At 70.1% G+C, this 18,841-nt stretch carries 14 protein-coding genes and 2 tRNA genes; 11 read left to right on the plus strand and 5 right to left on the minus strand.

Going from position 1 to position 18,841, the window contains the following annotated elements; genetic code table 11:
- Positions 1 to 3 precede the first annotated feature (3 nt).
- Positions 4 to 891, minus strand: a complete 888-nt coding sequence (locus CSW64_RS09030) for a LysR family transcriptional regulator (RefSeq protein WP_099624184.1) — start codon at positions 889 to 891, stop codon at positions 4 to 6.
- Between the two features lie 99 nt (positions 892 to 990).
- Between CSW64_RS09030 and ilvD the strand changes: the two genes are divergently transcribed.
- From ilvD to CSW64_RS09045, 3 genes are all read left to right on the plus strand, one after another.
- The gene (ilvD, locus tag CSW64_RS09035; RefSeq protein ID WP_099621795.1) at positions 991 to 2,844 is read left to right on the plus strand and encodes a dihydroxy-acid dehydratase; all 1,854 of its coding nucleotides are present in this window, start codon (positions 991 to 993) and stop codon (positions 2,842 to 2,844) included.
- Between the two features lie 273 nt (positions 2,845 to 3,117).
- On the plus strand, positions 3,118 to 4,854 hold the full coding sequence (locus CSW64_RS09040; protein ID WP_099621796.1) for a flavin monoamine oxidase family protein: 1,737 nt from the start codon (positions 3,118 to 3,120) through the stop codon (positions 4,852 to 4,854).
- Between the two features lie 2 nt (positions 4,855 to 4,856).
- Positions 4,857 to 6,569, plus strand: a complete 1,713-nt coding sequence (locus CSW64_RS09045; protein WP_099621797.1) for an alpha-keto acid decarboxylase family protein — start codon at positions 4,857 to 4,859, stop codon at positions 6,567 to 6,569.
- A 24-nt stretch (positions 6,570 to 6,593) separates the two neighbouring features.
- Here CSW64_RS09045 and CSW64_RS09050 read toward each other — a convergent pair whose 3' ends face one another.
- From CSW64_RS09050 to rlmB, 3 genes are all read right to left on the minus strand, one after another.
- Complete coding sequence (locus CSW64_RS09050) at positions 6,594 to 7,364, minus strand: YjbE family putative metal transport protein (protein WP_099621798.1); 771 nt, start codon at positions 7,362 to 7,364, stop codon at positions 6,594 to 6,596.
- Between the two features lie 69 nt (positions 7,365 to 7,433).
- Positions 7,434 to 8,885: a hypothetical protein gene (locus CSW64_RS09055; protein WP_099621799.1), complete on the minus strand. Its 1,452-nt coding sequence runs from the start codon at positions 8,883 to 8,885 to the stop codon at positions 7,434 to 7,436.
- A gap of 127 nt (positions 8,886 to 9,012) precedes the next feature.
- Positions 9,013 to 9,822, minus strand: coding sequence for a 23S rRNA (guanosine(2251)-2'-O)-methyltransferase RlmB (rlmB, locus tag CSW64_RS09060; RefSeq protein ID WP_099621800.1), 810 nt, complete (start codon positions 9,820 to 9,822; stop codon positions 9,013 to 9,015).
- A gap of 87 nt (positions 9,823 to 9,909) precedes the next feature.
- Here rlmB and CSW64_RS09065 point away from each other — a divergent pair.
- The 8 genes from CSW64_RS09065 to CSW64_RS09100 all read left to right on the plus strand — a co-directional run bounded on the left by CSW64_RS09065 (position 9,910) and on the right by CSW64_RS09100 (position 17,447).
- Positions 9,910 to 9,993 (plus strand) — tRNA-Tyr (locus tag CSW64_RS09065).
- A 75-nt stretch (positions 9,994 to 10,068) separates the two neighbouring features.
- Positions 10,069 to 10,142 (plus strand) — tRNA-Gly (locus tag CSW64_RS09070).
- 50 nt (positions 10,143 to 10,192) lie between these two features.
- On the plus strand, positions 10,193 to 11,383 hold the full coding sequence (tuf, locus tag CSW64_RS09075; RefSeq protein WP_099620739.1) for an elongation factor Tu: 1,191 nt from the start codon (positions 10,193 to 10,195) through the stop codon (positions 11,381 to 11,383).
- Positions 11,384 to 11,698: 315 nt separating this feature from the next.
- Complete coding sequence (locus CSW64_RS09080; RefSeq protein ID WP_099621801.1) at positions 11,699 to 12,823, plus strand: GNAT family N-acetyltransferase; 1,125 nt, start codon at positions 11,699 to 11,701, stop codon at positions 12,821 to 12,823.
- Between the two features lie 11 nt (positions 12,824 to 12,834).
- Positions 12,835 to 13,704 (plus strand): cupin-like domain-containing protein, encoded by an 870-nt coding sequence (locus CSW64_RS09085; RefSeq protein WP_099621802.1) that lies wholly within the window; start codon positions 12,835 to 12,837, stop codon positions 13,702 to 13,704.
- Complete coding sequence (locus tag CSW64_RS09090; RefSeq protein ID WP_099621803.1) at positions 13,658 to 14,296, plus strand: MmyB family transcriptional regulator; 639 nt, start codon at positions 13,658 to 13,660, stop codon at positions 14,294 to 14,296. Before CSW64_RS09085 ends, CSW64_RS09090 begins: the two co-directional genes overlap by 47 nt.
- 74 nt (positions 14,297 to 14,370) lie before the next feature.
- Entirely contained in the window at positions 14,371 to 16,440 is a 2,070-nt protein-coding gene (locus CSW64_RS09095) for a DUF3857 domain-containing protein (protein WP_099621804.1), read from the plus strand.
- An 89-nt stretch (positions 16,441 to 16,529) separates the two neighbouring features.
- On the plus strand, positions 16,530 to 17,447 hold the full coding sequence (locus tag CSW64_RS09100) for a GIN domain-containing protein (protein WP_099621805.1): 918 nt from the start codon (positions 16,530 to 16,532) through the stop codon (positions 17,445 to 17,447).
- Positions 17,448 to 17,828: 381 nt separating this feature from the next.
- On the opposite strand, the gene CSW64_RS09105 is transcribed toward CSW64_RS09100, so the two are convergent.
- On the minus strand, positions 17,829 to 18,590 hold the full coding sequence (locus tag CSW64_RS09105) for an outer membrane beta-barrel protein (protein WP_099621806.1): 762 nt from the start codon (positions 18,588 to 18,590) through the stop codon (positions 17,829 to 17,831).
- Positions 18,591 to 18,841: the final 251 nt, after the last annotated feature.

Consider the following 18,841-nt stretch of genomic DNA (forward strand, 5'->3'; position numbering starts at 1 on the left):
CATTCAGAGCAGCCGCAGCAGCGCCCGCAGGGTGGGGGTGTCGTCGTCGCGCCGCCAGGCCAGGCCGGTCTCCAGAGTCGGCGGGGCCGTGAGTTCGACGTAGCGGACCCCCGCCCGGGCCAGGTTGCGCAGCGACGCTGGGACCAGGGCCACGCCCAGCCCGGCGGAGACCAGGCTGATGATGGTCTGCATCTGGATGGCCTCCTGGCCGATCCGCGCCGGACGCCTCCGGCGGGCGAAGTAGCCGGTCACCAGATCATGGAAGGCGGGCGCCACGGTGCGCGGGAACAGGATCAGCGGCGCCCCGGCAAGGGCGTCGGGCGCCAGGACGCCGTCCCGGACGATGAGCCGACCATCGTCGATCCAGGCCGTCGGCACGGCCGCCACGAGCGGCTCGGACACCAGGCGTCGGTAGGCGAGGGGCTCGGGCAGGGCGCGGTCGGGCGGCGGAATGATGATGCCGGCGTTCCGCTCGCCGGCGAGCAGGGCGGGGATCTGGACGTCGCTGGTCGCCTCGACCAGGCCGATCTCGACGTCGGGATAGGCCTCGGCGTAGCGCCGGACCAGGTCGGGCAGCACGCTGTAGTCGGCGGTGCTGACGAAGGACAGCGACAGCCGCCCGCTGAGGCCGTCGCGCAGGCGGCGGGCGCTTTCCGGCAGGGCGTCGACGGCGGCCAGCGCCGCCCGCACCTGGGGCAGCCACTGCTCGCCGAAGGCCGTCAGTCGCACGCTGCGCTTGGTGCGCACGAACAGCGGCGCGCCGAGCGTCCGCTCCAGCGCCATGATCGATTGGCTGAGGGGCGGCTGGGTCATGGTCAGCCGCTCCGCCGCGCGCCCGAAATGCAGGGTGTCGGCGACCGCGACGAAATGGCGGAGCTGTCGGGTGTCCATGCTCATTCTTACAGCGACCTATTTGCCGCTGAATAATATATTTCACAACGCCTTCGATGTCAGGCATGCATCGCGGCGATATCCGCCGGAACCACGCCCATGCCCGCCCTGCGCTCCAGAACCTCGACCCACGGCCGCAACATGGCCGGCGCCCGCGGCCTATGGCGCGCCACCGGCATGAAGGACTCCGACTTCGGCAAGCCGATCATCGCCGTGGCCAACAGCTTCACCCAGTTCGTGCCCGGCCACGTCCACCTGAAGGACCTGGGCCAGCTGGTCGCCCGCGAGATCGAGGCCGCCGGCGGCGTCGCCAAGGAATTCAACACCATCGCCGTCGACGACGGCATCGCGATGGGCCATGGCGGCATGCTCTATTCGCTGCCCAGCCGCGAGCTGATCGCCGACAGCGTCGAGTACATGGTCAACGCCCACTGCGCCGACGCCATGGTCTGCATCTCCAACTGCGACAAGATCACGCCCGGCATGCTGATGGCGGCCATGCGGCTGAACATCCCGGTGGTGTTCGTCTCGGGCGGGCCTATGGAGGCCGGCAAGGTCCAGGTGAAGGGCGAGATCCGCGCCCTCGACCTGGTCGACGCCATGGTCGTGGCCGCCGACGACAGGTACTCGGACGAAGAGGTCGCCGCGATCGAGAAGGCCGCCTGTCCGACCTGCGGCTCCTGCTCCGGCATGTTCACCGCCAACTCGATGAACTGCCTGACCGAGGCCCTGGGCCTGTCGCTGCCCGGCAACGGCTCGGTCCTGGCCACGCACGCCGACCGCGAGGCGCTGTTCAAGGAGGCGGGGCGGCTGGTCGTCGACCTGACCCAGCGGTGGTACGAGCAGGACGACGCCACGGCCCTGCCGCGGGGCATCGCCACCCGGGCGGCGTTTGAGAACGCCATGAGCCTGGACATCGCCATGGGCGGCTCGACCAACACCGTGCTGCACCTGCTGGCCGCGGCCCAGGAGGGCGGCGTCGACTTCGGCATGGCCGACATCGACCGGCTGTCGCGCCGCGTTCCGTGCCTGTCCAAGGTCGCCCCGGCCAAGAGCGACGTGCATATGGAAGACGTCCACCGCGCCGGCGGCGTGATGGCCATCCTCGGCGAGCTGGAGAAGGGCGGCCTCATCGACGCGTCCCAGCCGACCGTCCACGCCGCCACCCTGGGCGAGGCCCTGGCCCGCTGGGACATCGGCCGCACCAACAGCCAGGTCGCGCAGGAGTTCTTCCGCGCGGCGCCGGGCGGCAAGCCGACCCAGGTCGCCTTCAGCCAGGCGGCGCGCTGGGAGAACCTCGACCTGGATCGCGAGGCGGGCGTGATCCGCTCGGTCGAGCATCCGTTCTCGAAGGACGGCGGCCTGGCCGTGCTGTTCGGCAACCTGGCCCCCGAGGGCTGTATCGTGAAGACGGCCGGGGTCGACGAGTCGATCCTGACCTTCACTGGCCCGGCGCGCGTCTACGAAAGCCAGGAGGACGCGGTCAGCGGCATCCTGGGCGGCAAGGTCAAGGCCGGCGAGGTGGTGGTCATCCGCTACGAGGGCCCCAAGGGCGGGCCGGGCATGCAGGAGATGCTCTACCCGACCACCTACCTGAAATCGAAGGGGCTGGGCGCGGCCTGCGCCCTGGTCACCGACGGCCGCTTCTCGGGCGGCACCTCGGGCCTGTCGATCGGCCACGTCTCGCCGGAAGCGGGCGAGGGCGGCCTGATCGCGCTGGTCGAGACCGGCGATCCGATCGTCATCGACATCCCGGGTCGCGGCATCCGCCTGGATCTGCCCGAGGCGGTGATCGCCGAGCGCCGCGCGGCCATGCTGGCCCGGGGCAAGGACGCCTGGAAGCCGCTCGATCGCCAGCGCGAGGTCAGTCCGGCCCTGCGCGCCTACGCCGCCATGACCACCAACGCCGCCAAGGGCGCGGTGCGCGACGTCAGCCAGGTGGAGCGGGGGTAGGCTAAGCTCCGTCTGTCCCGGCGGAGGCCGGGATCCAGATCGAGGGGCGTCGACTTTCGGCGCGACCCGCAGTTCGGCGGCTGAACCTGGGTCCCGGCCTTCGCCGGGATGCACGGGTTAGGGGGCGGCCGTCCCCTTCGCTCCACCATTGCGAGAAATTTTTGCGACAGGCTCTCGCATAACGATTGTCGCCGAACGGCGTTGCCCTCATAGCTAGCATCCGTGGCGGAGTCGCCGATGGCGCGCGACTCCCGACGGCCTGGGGAGGGCGGCATGGATCTCGATGTGGCGGTGATCGGCGGCGGGTGCTCGGGGACCTACAGCGCCTGGCGACTGCAGCAGGAAGTCGGGGCGGACCAGAAGATCGCCCTGTTCGAGTACAGCGACCGCATCGGCGGGCGGCTCTATTCGGTGACCGTGCCGGGGGTGCCGCACGTGAAGGCCGAGCTGGGCGGGATGCGCTTCATCCCCGACCAGCACATCATGGTCGCCGACCTGGTCAGCCATCTGGGGCTGGAGACCCGCGACTTCCCGATGGGCGCGCCGGCGCCGGTGGGGTCGAACTGCAACCTCTTCTACCTGCGCGGACGGCACTTCCGGCTGCATGAGTTGAGCGACCCGGACAAGGTGCCCTACAACCTCGCCTGGTCGGAGCGCGGCCTGGGACCGACCAACCTCCAGGTCCAGGCGATGAACAACCTGTACCCGAACTTCGGCTCGCTCAGCCTGTGCGACCAGATGAAGGTCAAGGTGTTCGGCAAGCCGATCTGGAAGTACGGCTTCTGGAACCTGATGTTCCGCGTGCTGTCCAACGAGGGCTATCAGTTCATGCGCGACGCCGGCGGCTACGACGCCAACGTCGCCAACGCCAGCGCCGTGACCCAGCTGCCCGCCACCGAATACAGCGACGACACCAAGTTCCTGTGCCTGCGCGACGGCTTCGAGCAGCTGCCGATCACCCTGGCCAAGCAGTTCAACGAGCAGTTCGACGGCAAGCTGGCCAAGGGCAAGCGGGTCTACATGAACCACCGGCTGGAGGAGATCATCGTCGGGGACGGGGAATATCCCTACACCCTGATCTTCCGCCCGACGGAGACCCGGGAGGCCAAGACCTACATCCTCGAGGACGAGGACACGACGCGGGTCCGCTGCAAGAAGCTGATCCTGGGCCTGCCGCGCCGGTCGCTGGAGCTGATCAAGAGCACGCTCTTCGACGACCCCTGGCTGAAGAAGAACCTCGACTCGGTCCTGATCCAGAGCGCCTTCAAGCTGTTCCTGGCCTACGAGAGCCCCTGGTGGCGGTCGCTGGGTCTGGTCGCCGGGCGGGCGGTCACCGACCTGCCGGTGCGCCAGGTCTACTACTTCGGCACCGAGGCCGAGCAGGAGGGCGGCTATCCCTTCCTCAACTCGCTGCTGATGGCGACCTACAACGACATCTCGACCGTGCCGTTCTGGAAGGGGCTGGAGGTCGCCAAGGACGACGTGGCCGCCCAGTACAAGGGCTACATGCCGGCCTGCATGGAGCCGGGCGTGACCGATCCGATGCCGGTGACGCCGTTCCCCGCCAGCGCCGAGATGGTCCAGGTCGCCAACCTGCAGGTGGCCACGGTCCACGCCCTGCCGGAGATCCCGAACCCCTATTCGGCCGTCTATCACAGCTGGAACGAGGACCCGTACGGCGGCGGCTGGCACGAGTGGAAGGCCGGCTACCGCCTCGACGAGATCATGTGCCGGATGCGCAAGCCGATCCCGGACCAGGACGTTCACATCGTCGGGGAGGCCTATTCCTACGGCCAGGGCTGGGTCGAGGGCGCGCTCGACACCGCCGAGTCGATGCTGCAGGACTTCTTCGGCCTGAAGCCGCCGAAGTGGCTCGATCCCAGCTATCAGCTGATGCCCAACCCCTGTCCCGGCTGCGGCGATCTGGACGGCTGCGTCGAATGCTGGAACGCCGACCAGTCCCTGCCGTCGATGACGCCCAACTGCCTCGCCCCGGTCGAGGAGGGCTGACCATGGCCAAGATGACCGTCGCCCAGTACCTCGTCGATCGCCTCGTCGAGGTCGGGCTGGGCCACCTGTTCGCGGTGCCCGGCGACTACGCCTCGCCGTTCCTGGAGGCGCTCGACGCCACGCCGGGGATCGTCCGGGTGCCCAACATCAACGAGCTGGGCAGCGGCTACGCCGCCGACGGCTACGCCCGTTTCAAGGGCGTCGGCGCCGCCTGCGTGCAGTACGGGGTTGGGACCTTCAGCGCCCTGAACTGCGCGGCCGGCTCCTGGGTCGAGCGGGTGCCGGTGGCGATCATCTCGGCCAGCCCCTCGACCAGGGGCCGGTTCCTGGAGACCACCAAGGGCATCCTGTTCCACCACTCCACCGGCGACCTGGAGGCGGACGAGAAGGTCTACGCCGAGGTCACCGTCGCCTCCGAGATCGTCACCGATCCCGACGAGGCCCCGGCCCAGATCGACCGCGCCATCGTCGCCATGCTGACCCATCGGCGGCCGATTTACATCGAGGTGATCCAGAACGTCTGGAGCCTGGCCTGCGCGGCGCCGGTCGGAACGCTGGAGGCCGAGCCCCTGGTCTCGGAGCCGGCGGCGACGGCCGCCGCGGTGGAGGCCGCCTTCGCCCGCATCCAGGCCGCGACCCTGCCGGTGCTGTGGTGGGGCGTGGAGATCCAGCGCTATGGCCTGCAGGACCTCGCCCAGCAGATCGTCGACGCCAGCGGCCTGCCGTTCACCACCACCAGCCTGGGCAAGACCGTGCTGGACGAGGCCCAGTCCGCCTTTGTCGGCACCTACGCGGGCCCGGCCTCGCCGGGGTTGACCCGGGCGGTGATGGCCCTGAGCGACTGCCCCGTGGCGCTGGGGACGATCATCACCGACGACTACCTCGACATCATGGCCTCCAGCTATGACGAGATGATCGAGGTCAACGACGAGGAGGCGCGGGTCGGCCGGGCCTACTATCCCTATGTCACCCTGGAGGCCTTCCTGACCGGCCTGCTGGACCGCTTCCAGGCCGACGAGGCCTCGCCCCGCCAGGTCGCGCTGCCCGAGCCGCAGCTCGACCAGGACGAAGAGGCGCCCGATCGACCCGGCGGCCTGACCTACAACGTCTTCTACCGCCAGCTCACCGACTGGATGAAGGCGCAGGAGTTGCTGGACGAGACCGTGCTGGTGCTGGGCGAGAGCACCTCGCTGTATGTCTTCGGCAATCTGTTCGGCCTGCCGCGCGACAGCTTCGTGGCCCAGGCGGCCTGGGGCTCGCTCGGCCACGAGACCGGCTGCGCCCTGGGCGTGGCGCTGGGCTCCGGCAAGCGGCCGCTGGTGGTCGCCGGCGACGGCGGCTTCATGATGATCTGCCAGGAGCTGTCCAGCCTGGCCCGGGCGGGCTGCAACGCCGTGGTCTTCGTGATGAGCAACAAGGGCTATGCGATCGAGCAGGCCTTCGTGGACATCAAGGCCTTCACGCCGGAGGGCGCCTTCGCCCCGTTCGACGTGCTGCCGGCCTGGGACTATCTGGCGCTGGCCAAGGCGTTCGGCGCGGCCGGCCTGCGGGTCGAGACCACCGACGAGCTGGCCGAGGCCCTGGCGGCGCTGAAGGGGCTCAAGGACGTCCCGGCCCTGGTCGAGGTGGTGATTCCGGAGAAGGATCTGGCGCCCCAGCTGGCCCGGCTCGCCGCCCCGCCGCCGCAGCTGCGAAAGTACGGCCAGAGCGGGTAGGGGCCCTCTATCCGGTCCTCCCGGTTACGGAGTCACGCCGGCCTGCGCCTCGCAGGTCTGGCGCTTGGGACCGGGCTTCTCGGCGTGGCAGGCGTGGTCCAGTTCCTTGCGCTTGATGTCCAGGAACGCCGGCGCGGCGGCGTTGTAGGCGTCGACCTTCTGGGCGCGGATGACGATCTGGCGGTGGCCTTCCCACATCATGTTGAGGGCCACGTACAGGACGACGACCAGGCCGACGTAGCCGATCCAGCGGTGCTTGTGCAGCAGATTGGCGATGAAGGTCGCGGCCACGCCCATCAGGGCGATCGACAGGACCAGGCCGAACACCAGGATGCCGGGATGCTCGCGGGCGGCGCCGGCCACGGCCAGCACGTTGTCCAGCGACATCGACAGGTCGGCGATCAGGATCTGCAGGAAGGCGGCGCCGAAGGTCTTGGCCTGGCGGACCGGCGGGTTGTTGGTCGGGTCGTCGTCGAGGACGGCCGAGGCGGTGGCCTCCTCGTGCTTGGCCTGGTCGCGCATCTCGCGCCACATCTTCCAGCACACCCACAGCAGCAGCAGGCCGCCGGCGAAGAGCAGGCCGATGATCCCCAGCAGCTGGGCGGTGATCAGCGCGAAGCCGATCCGCATCACCACCGCGGCGATCAGGCCGTAGAGGATCGCCTTCTTGCGGTCCTTCTCCGCCAGGCCCGCGGCGGCCAGGCCCACGGCCACGGCGTTGTCGCCGGCCAGGACCAGGTCGATCATCAGAACTTGCCCGAGGGCGATGAGGGGGCCGGCGAGGTCTTCGAACATGGTGACTTCAATGCGTCAGCCGCCGGACTCGATCAAGAGTCCGACGGCGGAGTTTCGACTCTGGAGCCGTCAGGCGTGCTCGGGCTCGCGATGATGGTGCGGGTCGGCCTCGGCCGGCGCCTGCGGGGCGTGGCCGTCGTGATGCGCCGGCTCGACGTGCGGAACCTCGACGTGAGCCGTCTCGACATGTGCCGTGTCGACGGGGGCGGCCTGCTCCACGGGCTCCACATGCGGGACGTCGTGCGAGACCTCCGGCGCGGCGGGTTCATGGGCGGCATGCGGGTCGTAGGGCGCATGGGCGACGGGTTCGGGAGCCGGCTCGGGAGCCGGTTCCGGCGCGGCGTAGGCGACCGGCGCAGGCGGTTCGGCGGCGGGCTCCTGGTGGAAGGCGTGGGCGGCGACCGCGCCGGCCGCGACACCGCCGGCGGCGGCCACCATCGGATTGACGTAGGTCGGCTCCGGGGTCGGCTCCGGCGCCGCCGGGGCGGCGGGCTCCGGCTCGGGATCGACGCGGCCGTAGTCCTGCATCGTCCGGAACTTGCGGCGGCGCTCTTCACGGGCGCGGCCGGCGCTGGCGCCGCGGGCCAGGGCGATCACCAGCAGCAGGGCCAGCAGGGCGATGACGGCGCCGACGACCTTCTCCGAGGCGACCTTGCCGACGCCGGGCACGTCGACGGTCGGCATGCCGGGGATGGCCAGGGCCTTCAGAGACAGCGGCGGCAGGCTGAAGCCCGCGCCCTTGGACGGGGTCTCGACGACGGTTTCGGCCAGCGGCGCGGTCGCGACGGCGGCGGGCGCGGCGGATGGGGCGGCGAGGTCGGGCGAGGGCGCCTTGGCCAGCGGCTGAACGGGCGGCGCGGCCGGCTTGGCCGCCACGACGGGCGCGGCGGGTTTCACCGTCTGGACCGGCGGCGCGGCGACGACCGGCTTGGGCGCGGGTTTCACCGCCGCGGGGGCGGGCGTCGCCTTGGCGGCGGGCGCCGCGACGGGCTTGGGCTTGGCGGCGACCGCCGCCGCCGGCGCGCTGCGCACGCTCTGGCGCGCCGCCGGCCGGGTCTCGGCCCGCGGCGCGTAGCGATAGCCGTAGACGCGCCGGCGTTCGGCCGCGCTCATGTCCTCGGGATTGGCGATCGGCCGCATCGACACCTCCAGGGTGCCGTCGCCGCGCTGGCGTGTGACCAGACCCTGGCCGGCGGCGCGTCCGCGCGGCTCGGGCAGGTGGTCGTACTTGTGGCCGTAGTAGCGGACCCGCTCGGCGCGGGTCAGGTCGGCCGGATTCGGAATCGGGTCCATGCGGCCGTCGACGTCGACCGGACCGCCGAGCAGGCCGGAGCTGTCGCCGCGCCGGCGCGCGGGCGGCGCCGCGCCCATCAGCTCGGTCCCGCGGTCGACGCGGCCGCGATCCGCCGGCGGCGGCGTGTTGTAGCTGTTGTCCGGCGTTCCGCCGCCACAGCCGGTCAAGGCGAGGAAAGCCGCGCCCGACGCGGCGCAGGCCGCCAGACGCACAAAGCCCTTCGTCATCGGAACCCCCGATCCCATGCCGAAAACATGGCGGCTCACGGCGCCGCCCCCGAACGTAAGGTAAAGAGAAACACGGGTACGCGACGAAATCAAAACGGTTAATTCGGATTCGCGTAACGTGTTCGCCTCACGCGCGAATGCGGCTCGCCTCATACAGGGCGATGGCCGCCGCGTTGGACACGTTCAGGCTCTCGAAGCCCCCCGGCATGGGGATTTTCGCCAGCACGTCGCAGTGCTCCGCGACCAGGCGACGCAGGCCCTCGCCCTCGGAGCCCATCACGATCACCGTCGGCGAGCCGTCCAGGGCGTCGGCCAGGGCGACGTCGGAGGCGCCGTCCATGCCGACGATCTTCCAGCCCAGCTCCGACAGCGTCTCCAGCGCCCGCGACAGGTTCACGGCCGAGGCGTGGGGAATCTTGTCGATGGCGCCGGCCGAGGCCTTGGCGAGGGCGCCGGAGAGGGCGGGCGCGTGACGGTCCTGCAGGATCACGCCCCTGGCGCCGAACGCGGCCGCCGAGCGGAAGATGGCGCCCACGTTCTGCGGGTCGGTGACCTGGTCGAGCATCAGCAGCACGCCGCCGGCGTCCGCCCCGATCTCGTCGACCGACAGCGGCTCCGGCGGATCGATCCTGAGGGCCAGGCCCTGGTGCGAGGCGCCCTGGGGCAGATGCCGGGCGATCTCGTGGGCGTCGACCGACTCGATTCCCCTCAGCTGAGGGAATCGCCGACTCAGGGTCGCGGCGCGGTCGGGAGCGGCCAGAATGCGCTTCGGCGCGGGCCGGGCCGGGTTGCCCAGCGCGGCCTCGACGGGGTGGACGCCCCATAGCCAATCCTTGCCGTCGGGCCCGGAAACCCTTTGCGGACGGGGTTTTCCGGCCTTTTCGAGGCGCGGACGAAAACCCTTTTTCCGGTCGTTGCGTTCATGAGACGAGGACACTATAAGACGCGCTCCGATTTGGGGCCCCAGGGCGCTTCGCTTACCCGCGAAGGGCTCGGCCGCCAAGGAAGAGCAACCATCGCGCTTGGGGGAATGTCCCGAGCGGCAAAGGGGGCGGACTGTAAATCCGCTGCGAAAGCTTCGTAGGTTCGAGTCCTACTTCCCCCACCACGCGCGATGGCTCTTTTCCCGGCAGACGCGGGACCTCGAACTGAACAGGAGACGATCGGCGCCCCGCCGTTAGGCGCGGGTATAGCACAATGGTAGTGCAGCAGCCTTCCAAGCTGAGGATGCCGGTTCGATCCCGGCTACCCGCTCCAGTCCCCTTTCACTTTGAAAAACCACGCCGCCGGCGCCTGAGGTAAAGAAGATGGCCAAGGAAAAGTTCGAACGTAACAAGCCGCACTGCAACATCGGCACGATTGGTCACGTTGACCACGGCAAGACGACGCTGACGGCGGCGATCACGATGGTGCTGGCGAAGAGCGGCGGCGCGACGGCGAAGAAGTACGAAGACATTGACGCGGCGCCGGAAGAGAAGGCGCGGGGGATCACGATCAACACGGCGCACGTCGAGTACGAGACGCAGAACCGTCACTACGCGCACGTCGACTGCCCCGGCCACGCCGACTACGTGAAGAACATGATCACGGGCGCGGCGCAGATGGACGGCGCGATCCTGGTGGTGTCGGCGGCCGACGGCCCGATGCCGCAGACGCGCGAGCACATCCTGCTGGCGCGCCAGGTCGGGGTTCCGGCGCTGGTGGTGTTCATGAACAAGGTCGACATGGTCGACGACGAGGAGCTGCTGGACCTGGTGGAGATGGAAGTTCGCGAACTTCTGTCGAGCTACCAGTTCCCGGGCGACGACATTCCGATCGTGAAGGGCTCGGCCCTGGCGGCGGTTGAAGGTCGTGAGCCGGCGATCGGCGAAGACCGTATCCTGGAGCTGATGACCCAGGTGGACGCCTACATCCCGCAGCCGGACCGTCCGGTGGACCTGCCGTTCCTGATGCCGGTGGAAGACGTGTTCTCGATCTCGGGCCGCGGCACGGTGGTGACGGGCCGGGTCGAGAAGGGCATCGTGAAGGTTGGCGAGGAAGTCGAGATCGTCGGCATCCGCGACACCCAGAAGACGACCTGCACGGGCGTGGAAATGTTCCGCAAGCTGCTGGACCAGGGCCAGGCGGGCGACAACGTGGGCGTGCTGCTGCGCGGCACCAAGCGTGAAGACGTCGAGCGTGGTCAGGTTCTGTGCAAGCCGGGCTCGATCACCCCGCACAAGAAGTTCGCCGCCGAGGCCTACATCCTGACCAAGGAAGAGGGCGGCCGTCACACGCCGTTCTTCACCAACTACCGTCCGCAGTTCTACTTCCGCACGACGGACGTGACCGGGATCATCAAGCTGCGCGAAGGCGTGGAAATGATCATGCCGGGCGACAACGCCGAGCTGGACGTCGAGCTGATCACCCCGATCGCCATGGACCAGGGCCTGCGCTTCGCCATCCGCGAAGGCGGCCGCACCGTCGGCGCCGGCGTCGTGGCCAAGATCGTCGAGTAAGCCTCGACCGTCGAAGCTTCGGCTGAAGGATCAGGGCCTCCGGGAGCAATCCCGGGGGCCTTTTTCTTTGCCCGCCCGCCGGGGACATGCTCCGCGAAGCGGTGCGTGTCCCCGATCCCCGCACGGACAGGGACACGCACCCTGCGGGAGCATGTCCCCAGCCAGCGTCTCGAACCACCCAAGGCGGTCCAGCGGGCGCCATAACGGACCGTTAGTCGCCCTTAGATAGAGTTCGTCCCGCCATCCCCGGGGAGGGCGGCCGCCGTGGAACGGACCTTGCTCGGCGGTCAGGCAGAAGCCTTGTGAGGTTCCGCTTTGGGACGCGATCTGACCGTCGACACGATCACGCCGGCCGAGCTGACGCCGGACGAGCTCGACCTGTGGGCGGGCTTCGCGCGGGCGGACGACCGCTACGCCTCGCCCTATTTCCATCCCGCCTTCACCCAGGTCGCCGGCGAGGTCGCGCCGGGCGCGGCCGTGGCCATCCTGCATCGCCGCGGCGAGATCGTCGGCTTCTTCCCGCACCAGCGTCGCGGCGGCACGGTCCAGCCGATCGCCGCGCCGATGAACGACTATCACGGCGTCGTCGGTCGTCCGGATGCGACGGCCACGCTGGCCGATCTGCCGGGCCGGCTGAGGGCCAGCGCCCTGAGCGTCAACGGCTGGATCGGCGAGGCGGAGGCGAGCGAGGGGCTGATCCGCCGCACGACCCTGCAGGCCGAGCTGTCGGACGGCTGGGACGCCTACGACGCCGGCCGGCGCGAGGCGCACCGCAAGTATTTCAAGGACAAGGACCGCGCGCGGCGGTCGCTGGAGCGCGACCTGGGGGCGGTGACCGTCCGTCGGGGCGACGTCTCCGATCTGCGCCGGCTGATCGACCTGAAGCGCCGACAGTATCGCGGTTCCGGTCGGCACGACGTGTTCGCCTGCGGCTGGACCGCGGACCTGATGCAGGCGCTGCTGACCGCCCGCGAGGACGGTTTCGGCGGGCGGTTGATGGTGCTGGAGGCCGGCGGCGCGCCGATCGCCTTCGAGTACGGCCTGTTCGCGGACGAACGCTACCACTTCTGGATTCCGGCCTACGAGGCCGCCACCGCGCGCTACTCGCCGGGCATCCTGCTCAGCCTGGACACCATGCGCCAGGGCGCGGGCGAGGGCTTCAGGGTCTTCGACTACGGCTTCGAGGGCGAGCCCTACAAGAAGTACTTCTGCGACCGGAGCGAGACGGTGGTCGAAGGCGTGGTGCGCCGCGATGGCCGTCCCGCCGTGGCCGCCGGCCGCCTGGGCCTGAGCGTCCGTCGTCGCTGGGCCGCGATCGACGCCTGCGAGACCACCCTGATCGGCCGGGCCCGGGGCGTCGCCGCCGCCGCCGGCGCCGTTCTCAGCCGCACCCACGCCGCGCCGGTCGCGGTCGGGTTCACTCCCTTGCTCGTCCTCTGAGGATCGAAACGATGCCCCTGCCGTCCGAGCCGCGCGTCTTCGACCACCAGGTTCATACCCTGGGCCTGGCCACCGATGAGGCGCTGACCGCCCTCCTGGATCGCTATCCGGAAGAGCTGTTCGACATCAACGCCTACAGCTACGACGAGGAGGGTCAGGTCAGCCTGGAGACCGGCTCGCGCGGCCGGGCCGACGGCGCGACCATCCTGGCCGAAATCAAGGCCGGCCGGTTGTGGGTCAACCTGCGCGACGTCCAGGACGCCCATCCGGAGCTGTGGACCCCGATCCACGAGGCCTTCCAGGCCAACGCCCGCGCCCTGGGCGTGACTCCGATCCGGACCACCGGCCAGCTGATCCTGTCCTCGCCGGGGACCAAGGTGCCGTACCATTTCGACGCCGCCGGGGTGATGCTGTTCCACCTGCGCGGCCGCAAGCGCCTGTTCGTCTATCCGCCGGACGAGGCCCATCTGCCCCAGGCCGAGATGGAGCAGGTGATCATGCGGACCACCACCGAGGAACTGACCTATCGCCGGGCCTTCGACGCCGACGCCCAGGTGTTCGACATGGAGGCCGGGCAGGCCTTGACCTGGCCGCTCTATGCGCCGCACCGGGTCGAGAACCTGGAGGTGTTCAACGTCTCGGTCTCGCTGGACTTCCAGACCTGGGAGACCCGCCTGACCCGCGGGGCGCATTTCGCCAACGGCGTCATGCGCCAGCGCTGGGGCCGCCGGCCGGCCGCCATGGGCCAGACGCCCATGGCCGCTCGCGCCGCCCTTTGGGCCTGTTCCCTGGCCATGAAGAAGGCCAACATGGCGGAGAACAGGATCAAGGACTTTGAACGCAGTTTCGAACTCGGCGCCGGCCGCCAGCCCGCCGCCTGACGACGCTTTCGTCCCGAGGCCGCTGCCGCGGAGCGATCTTTCCGCGCCGGAGATGGGCGAGGCGCGCCGCGCCCTGACCCTGCTGCTGACGCGGGCCGAACCCTGGCCGGCGGTGGTGGTCGACCGGCTGTGGAACGTGGTCGCCGCCAACGACGCGGCGCGGCGGCTCTACGGGCTGATGCTGGGCGAGGCCCGGCTGGCCCGACCGCTGAACCATATGAAGATGTACCTGGCGCCGGACGAGCTGAAGCGGTTCGTGGTCAACTGGCCCGCCGTCGCCCGCTCGCTGCTGGAGCGGGCGCGGGCGCGGGCCCTGGCCGCGCCGGAGGACGACGCGCTGCAGGCGCTCGTGGCCGAACTGGCCGGCTATCCCGACATCGCCGCGCTGGCCGACGATGACCGCATCCCGCCGGGCGCCCTCTGCGAGATCCGCTTCGCCTCGCAGAATCGCGAGATCGGGCTGATCTCGACCTCGGCCGCCTTCGTGGCGCCGCTGGACGAGACCCTGCGCGAACTGCGTATCGAGACCTTCCTGCCGTCGGACGACGAGAGCGACGACATCCTGCGCGCCATGGCCGGCTGGAGCGCATGAGGGACTAGCCTGGCGGGCGAGGGGGCTGGTCAGGGCCTCGTTTTCGGTGTGTCCTCTCGAGCGGGGGGTACGTCGTGGACAGCGTCACAGAACACACGCCGAGCGCGGCGGCCGCCGCTTCGCGCCCGACGCTCGCGCCCGCGGGCGACTGGGCCGACCTGCCGCGCTTCTCCGCGCCGCACCGGCCGACCGCCGAGCAGCTCGAGGGCGGCCGCTGCATCTGGCTGAACGACAACCAGATCGACCTGACCGGGCCGCATCGGGTCTGGCTGACGCGGACCGTCAACGAGATCGTGGCGCCCGACGGCCTAGGGGCGGTGGGACAGATCAGCGTCGACTACGATCCCGGGTTCGAGCGGGTGGTCTTTCATCATGTCAGGATCCTGCGCGACGGCGTCACCCGGGTGTTCGATCCGACGGCGGCGATGCAGGTCTTCCAGCGCGAGCGCGACCTGGAGCGGGCCCGCTTCGACGGGCGGCTGACCGCCCATTTCGTCATCCCGGACCTCCGCCTGGGCGACATCGTCGACGTCGCCTGGTCTTTGACGGGAACGCATCCGGTGCTGGGCGACCGGTTCGCGGCGGAGTGGGTCTTCGAATGGGGCTGCTGGGTAGGCGAGACGCGCGTGCGCCTGCTGGTCCGCGAGGATCGGCCGCTGACCCTGCTGAGCTGGCTGACGCCCCCGGCCGAGGCGCGGCGGTCGTTGCCGGACGGCGTGGCGGAGCGGGTCTGGCGCAGCCGGAGCACCGCCCCCGTCGGCCGCGAGCCCGACACCCCGCCCTGGTCGCGCACGCTCTCCGCCGTCACCTGCGCCGACGTCCTGACCTGGGCCGAGGTGATCGAGACGTTCCGCCCGCTCTATCCGCTCGACGGCGCGCTGCCCGAGTCGCTGGACGCCGAGGCCGCGCGGATCGAGACCGCCGCGGCGACGCCGGCCGAGCGGGCCATGGCCGCGCTGCGGCTGGTGCAGGGCGCCTTGCGCTACCAGGCCGTCACCGTCGGCGCGGGCGGGTTCACCCCCAATCCCCTCGACAGCATCTGGGCGACGCGGTCCGGCGACTGCAAGGATGCGTCGCTGCTGCTCGTCAGACTGTTGCGGCGCCTGGGCCTCGACGCCTGTCCGGCCCTGGTCAACACCGGCATCGGTCCGGTCCTGGCCGACGAGCCGCCGGCGCTGGCGGTCTTCGACCACTGCATCGTCCGCCTCCGCCTGGACGGGGCCTCGTACTGGCTGGATCCAACCAACTTCCCGCAGGGCGGGCGACTTGAGACGACCTTCCAGCCGCGCTGGGGCTGGGCGTTGCCGCTGACGGCGGGAGGCGGGCTGGAGCCGATGGGCGAGGGGCCGGTGACCGACCTCGGGCGGGTCGAGGAAGAGTATGTCTTCGGCGCGACGCCGGACGCGCCGGCCCGGCTGACCATCCGTTCGGAGAACCGGTCCTGGCGGGCCGACAGCGTCCGCCGGCAGCTGTCAGGGGGCAAGGCGGCGCTGGAGGAGAGCTATCGCGACTTCTACGCCCGCCGCTATGGCGGGGCGAGCGTCGTCGCGCCGATGGAGATCGAGGACGACCTGGACGGAAACGTCCTGACCACGGTCGAGCGCTACGACATCGCCCGCCCCTGGGAGGCGGTCGGCGACCGTCAGGTCCGCTTCCAGACCTACGACGACCTGTTCCTGCCCAACCTGCATACGCCGCGCACCGAGGGGCGGCGGCATCCCATCGACCTGGGCCTGCCGCGCCGTCAGGCGCACGACATCGTCCTGCGCCTGGGCAAGGACATCGCCCATACCGGCTGGAACGAGACGATCCCGGGCCCGGGAATCGAGCTGACCACCATCCATCAGACGCTCGACGAGGTCGGGAGTTCGCGTCTGCGCCGCAGCCTGGCCGTCAGCCGGCGGCTGGTGCCGGCGGCGGAGGCGCCGGCGCTGTTCGATCTGCGCGACAAGGCGGCGCGCACGGGCGTGGTGCTGACCATGGCCGTCGAGAACGGAGCCTTCGTCGATCCCGCGCCGCCGCCCGCGCCGCGCAAGGCCAAGGCGGAGGGGCCGAACTGGTGGCTCTATCTTCTCGTGTTTCTGGGTCTGTCCGCCCTGGTCCGCGCCTGCGCCGGCGGTCTCGAAGGATACGGAGGCGGATGAAGCCTCTGTCATGACCTCGAATTAAAGTGTCGCATCGGTCGACCCGTCATAGCGTCCTCTCAACACGCAGCTTTTGGGGAGACAAACAGATGCGCGCATTCCTGGCTTTCGGCGTGGCGGGCGCCGCCCTTCTGGCCGCTGGAGCGGCCCAGGCCGCGCCGTCGGTCGAGTTCAAGCACGCGGCGGCCCGGGTCACGGTCATTCCGCAGCAGCGCTCGGACGTGAAGGTGATGATGCAGACCGCCAACGCCTCGCTGCCGCTGACGGTGCGGGTCGAGGGCGACCGCACCATCGTCGACGGCGACCTGGACGGCCTGACGGGCAAGATCCGCAGCTGCCAGGTCCGCAACGGCGAAGCCTCGGTCACGATCCACGGCATCGGCCGCGTCGCCTGGAAGGACATGCCCCAGGTCATCGTCTACGTGCCGATGGACGCGCGGGTCGGCGCCAGCGGGGCCGTGTTCGGCAGCATCGGCCGCACCGCCGGCCTGAAGCTGTCCAACGCCGGCTGCGGCGACTGGACGGTGGGCAATGTCGCGGGCGAGTTCACCTTGAACAACGCCGGGTCCGGCGACACCAAGGTCGGCTCGGCCGGCAGGGTCCAGATCAATCTCGCCGGCTCGGGCGACGTCAGCCTTGGAGCCGTGAGCCGCGACCTGTCGGTCAAGATCGGCGGCTCCGGCGACGTGGAGGCGGGGGCGGTCGGCGGCGGCCTGTCGGTGCAGATCGGCGGCTCGGGCGATACGACGGTGGCTTCGGTGAACGGCCAGGTCGATATCGCGATCGCCGGCTCCGGCGACGTTGCGATCCGCGGCGGCCGCGCCAGCGCCCTGTCGGCCAGCATCGCCGGCTCCGGCGATGTGGCGTTCGGCGGCGTCGCCAGCACGGTCAGCGCCAGGATCGCAGGCTCCGGCGACGTGCGCCTGGCCCAGGCCGTCGGGCCGATCAACAAGTCGGTGGTCGGATCGGGCTCGGTGATCGTCGGTCCGGTGGACTTCGACGACTAGGACCCCTGTCCAGGATCACCGCCGAGAGGGCCGCGGAGCGAAGGTTCCGCGGCCCTTCTCATACGCGGGGTGCGACGATTGATCCCCCCGAATGGGGGATGGGGCCCGGCGCGAGCCGGGCTAGCCTTCCGAGTCGGCGGGACCCGACGGGGCCGGCGTGGGTCGTCGACCACGCCCGGCCTCGGGCGCATCTCCCGCGCACCGCATCGAGGCTGTCCCTCCTACGGGTCTTGGTCGCGGGGCGGGGCCCGCCGCCGAGGGGCGTCCGTCAGGCGCTTCCCCTTCGGCCAAGAAAAAAGCCCCGGAGCCGAGGCTCCGGGGCTTTCGCTTGGATCCGCCCTTCGGGGGGGAGGAGGGGGCGGTTCCTAGCGTGGGCCGTTCTTAGCGCAGGACGCTGCCGAACGCCGCGACGCCGGTCGGCAGGTCGGCGCCGGCGCGGTCACGGGCCTTCAGGTCGCCGCCGAAGCTGTAGCGGGCGCCGATCTTGAAGGTGTCGGCCGAGACGTCGAAGTCCTTCAGTTCGACGTGGTCGTAGCCGCCGAAGATGCTCCACGGGGTGGAAGCAAACTGGTACTCGGCGCCCACGCCCGCGGTCCACAGGTCCGCGTCGCCCTGGTCGGTGTCGACCTTGGCGAAGCCGGCGCCGGCGTTCAGGCGGAAGTTGTCGCTGACGAAGTAGCGGACGTCGCCGTTGACGCTCCAGATGTCGGCGTCGAGTTCATCGGCTTGGCCGTAGTTGATCGCGCCGGTCAGCGTGACCTTGTCGAAGTACTTCTGAGCAACGCCGCCGACGGTCCAGATGCTTTCGTCGCCGATCGAGGCGAAGCCCACGGTCGGGCCGACGCGCCAGTCGCCGCCGTTGTAGGTGAAGGCGCCGTTCAGGCCGAAGGCGGTGTCGTCGCCCAGGTCGCCGTCAGCGGTGCCCAGGCTGGCGCCCAGCGACAGGGTCCAGTTTTCGGTGGCCTTCACGGCGACCGAGCCGTCCAGGGTGTAGGCTTGGCCGTCCAGGTCGACGAGCTTGGTGTCGATCTCGGTGTGGGCGATCGACAGGCCGGCCGAACCAACGGCGTCCTGAGCGAAGGCGGGAGCCGCGACGGCGGCGGCGGCGACCACGGCGGCCGTGGCGAACATACGGAGTTTCATAGTGGGTATCCCCTTTGTGACGATCCCGTCGGCGTCTTCGGCCGATCGAGGACGCCGCACCTATGTATGTTCGAGCAGGCTCGCAAGGGTTCCGAGGCGGAAGCTGTAGGATTTGGCTGCACACACCGTGTTATCGAATGTTGCTGTGGCCTTTCGGTCACTTGCATGAACCGGCCGTAATGTTGCGACTACTCTTTCTATATATAGAGCGTCAGAAAACCGTCGTTCTTCGATGGGGCGGCGGGGAGGCG

Origin of the sequence: Caulobacter mirabilis, from assembly GCF_002749615.1 — a bacterium.
Lineage (GTDB): Bacteria > Pseudomonadota > Alphaproteobacteria > Caulobacterales > Caulobacteraceae > Caulobacter > Caulobacter mirabilis.

Excerpts from the sequence above, each read along its gene's own strand:
- CSW64_RS09045 (WP_099621797.1), top strand. The coding sequence starts at position 4,857 with ATGGCCAAGATGACCGTCGCCCAGTACCTCGTCGATCGCCTCGTCGAG.
- CSW64_RS09050 (WP_099621798.1), bottom strand. The coding sequence starts at position 7,364 with ATGTTCGAAGACCTCGCCGGCCCCCTCATCGCCCTCGGGCAAGTTCTG.
- CSW64_RS09040 (WP_099621796.1), top strand. The coding sequence starts at position 3,118 with ATGGATCTCGATGTGGCGGTGATCGGCGGCGGGTGCTCGGGGACCTAC.
- tuf (WP_099620739.1), top strand. The coding sequence starts at position 10,193 with ATGGCCAAGGAAAAGTTCGAACGTAACAAGCCGCACTGCAACATCGGC.
- CSW64_RS09100 (WP_099621805.1), top strand. The coding sequence starts at position 16,530 with ATGCGCGCATTCCTGGCTTTCGGCGTGGCGGGCGCCGCCCTTCTGGCC.
- ilvD (WP_099621795.1), top strand. The coding sequence starts at position 991 with ATGCCCGCCCTGCGCTCCAGAACCTCGACCCACGGCCGCAACATGGCC.
- CSW64_RS09030 (WP_099624184.1), bottom strand. The coding sequence starts at position 891 with ATGGACACCCGACAGCTCCGCCATTTCGTCGCGGTCGCCGACACCCTG.
- CSW64_RS09085 (WP_099621802.1), top strand. The coding sequence starts at position 12,835 with ATGCCCCTGCCGTCCGAGCCGCGCGTCTTCGACCACCAGGTTCATACC.
- CSW64_RS09105 (WP_099621806.1), bottom strand. The coding sequence starts at position 18,590 with ATGAAACTCCGTATGTTCGCCACGGCCGCCGTGGTCGCCGCCGCCGCC.
- CSW64_RS09055 (WP_099621799.1), bottom strand. The coding sequence starts at position 8,885 with ATGACGAAGGGCTTTGTGCGTCTGGCGGCCTGCGCCGCGTCGGGCGCG.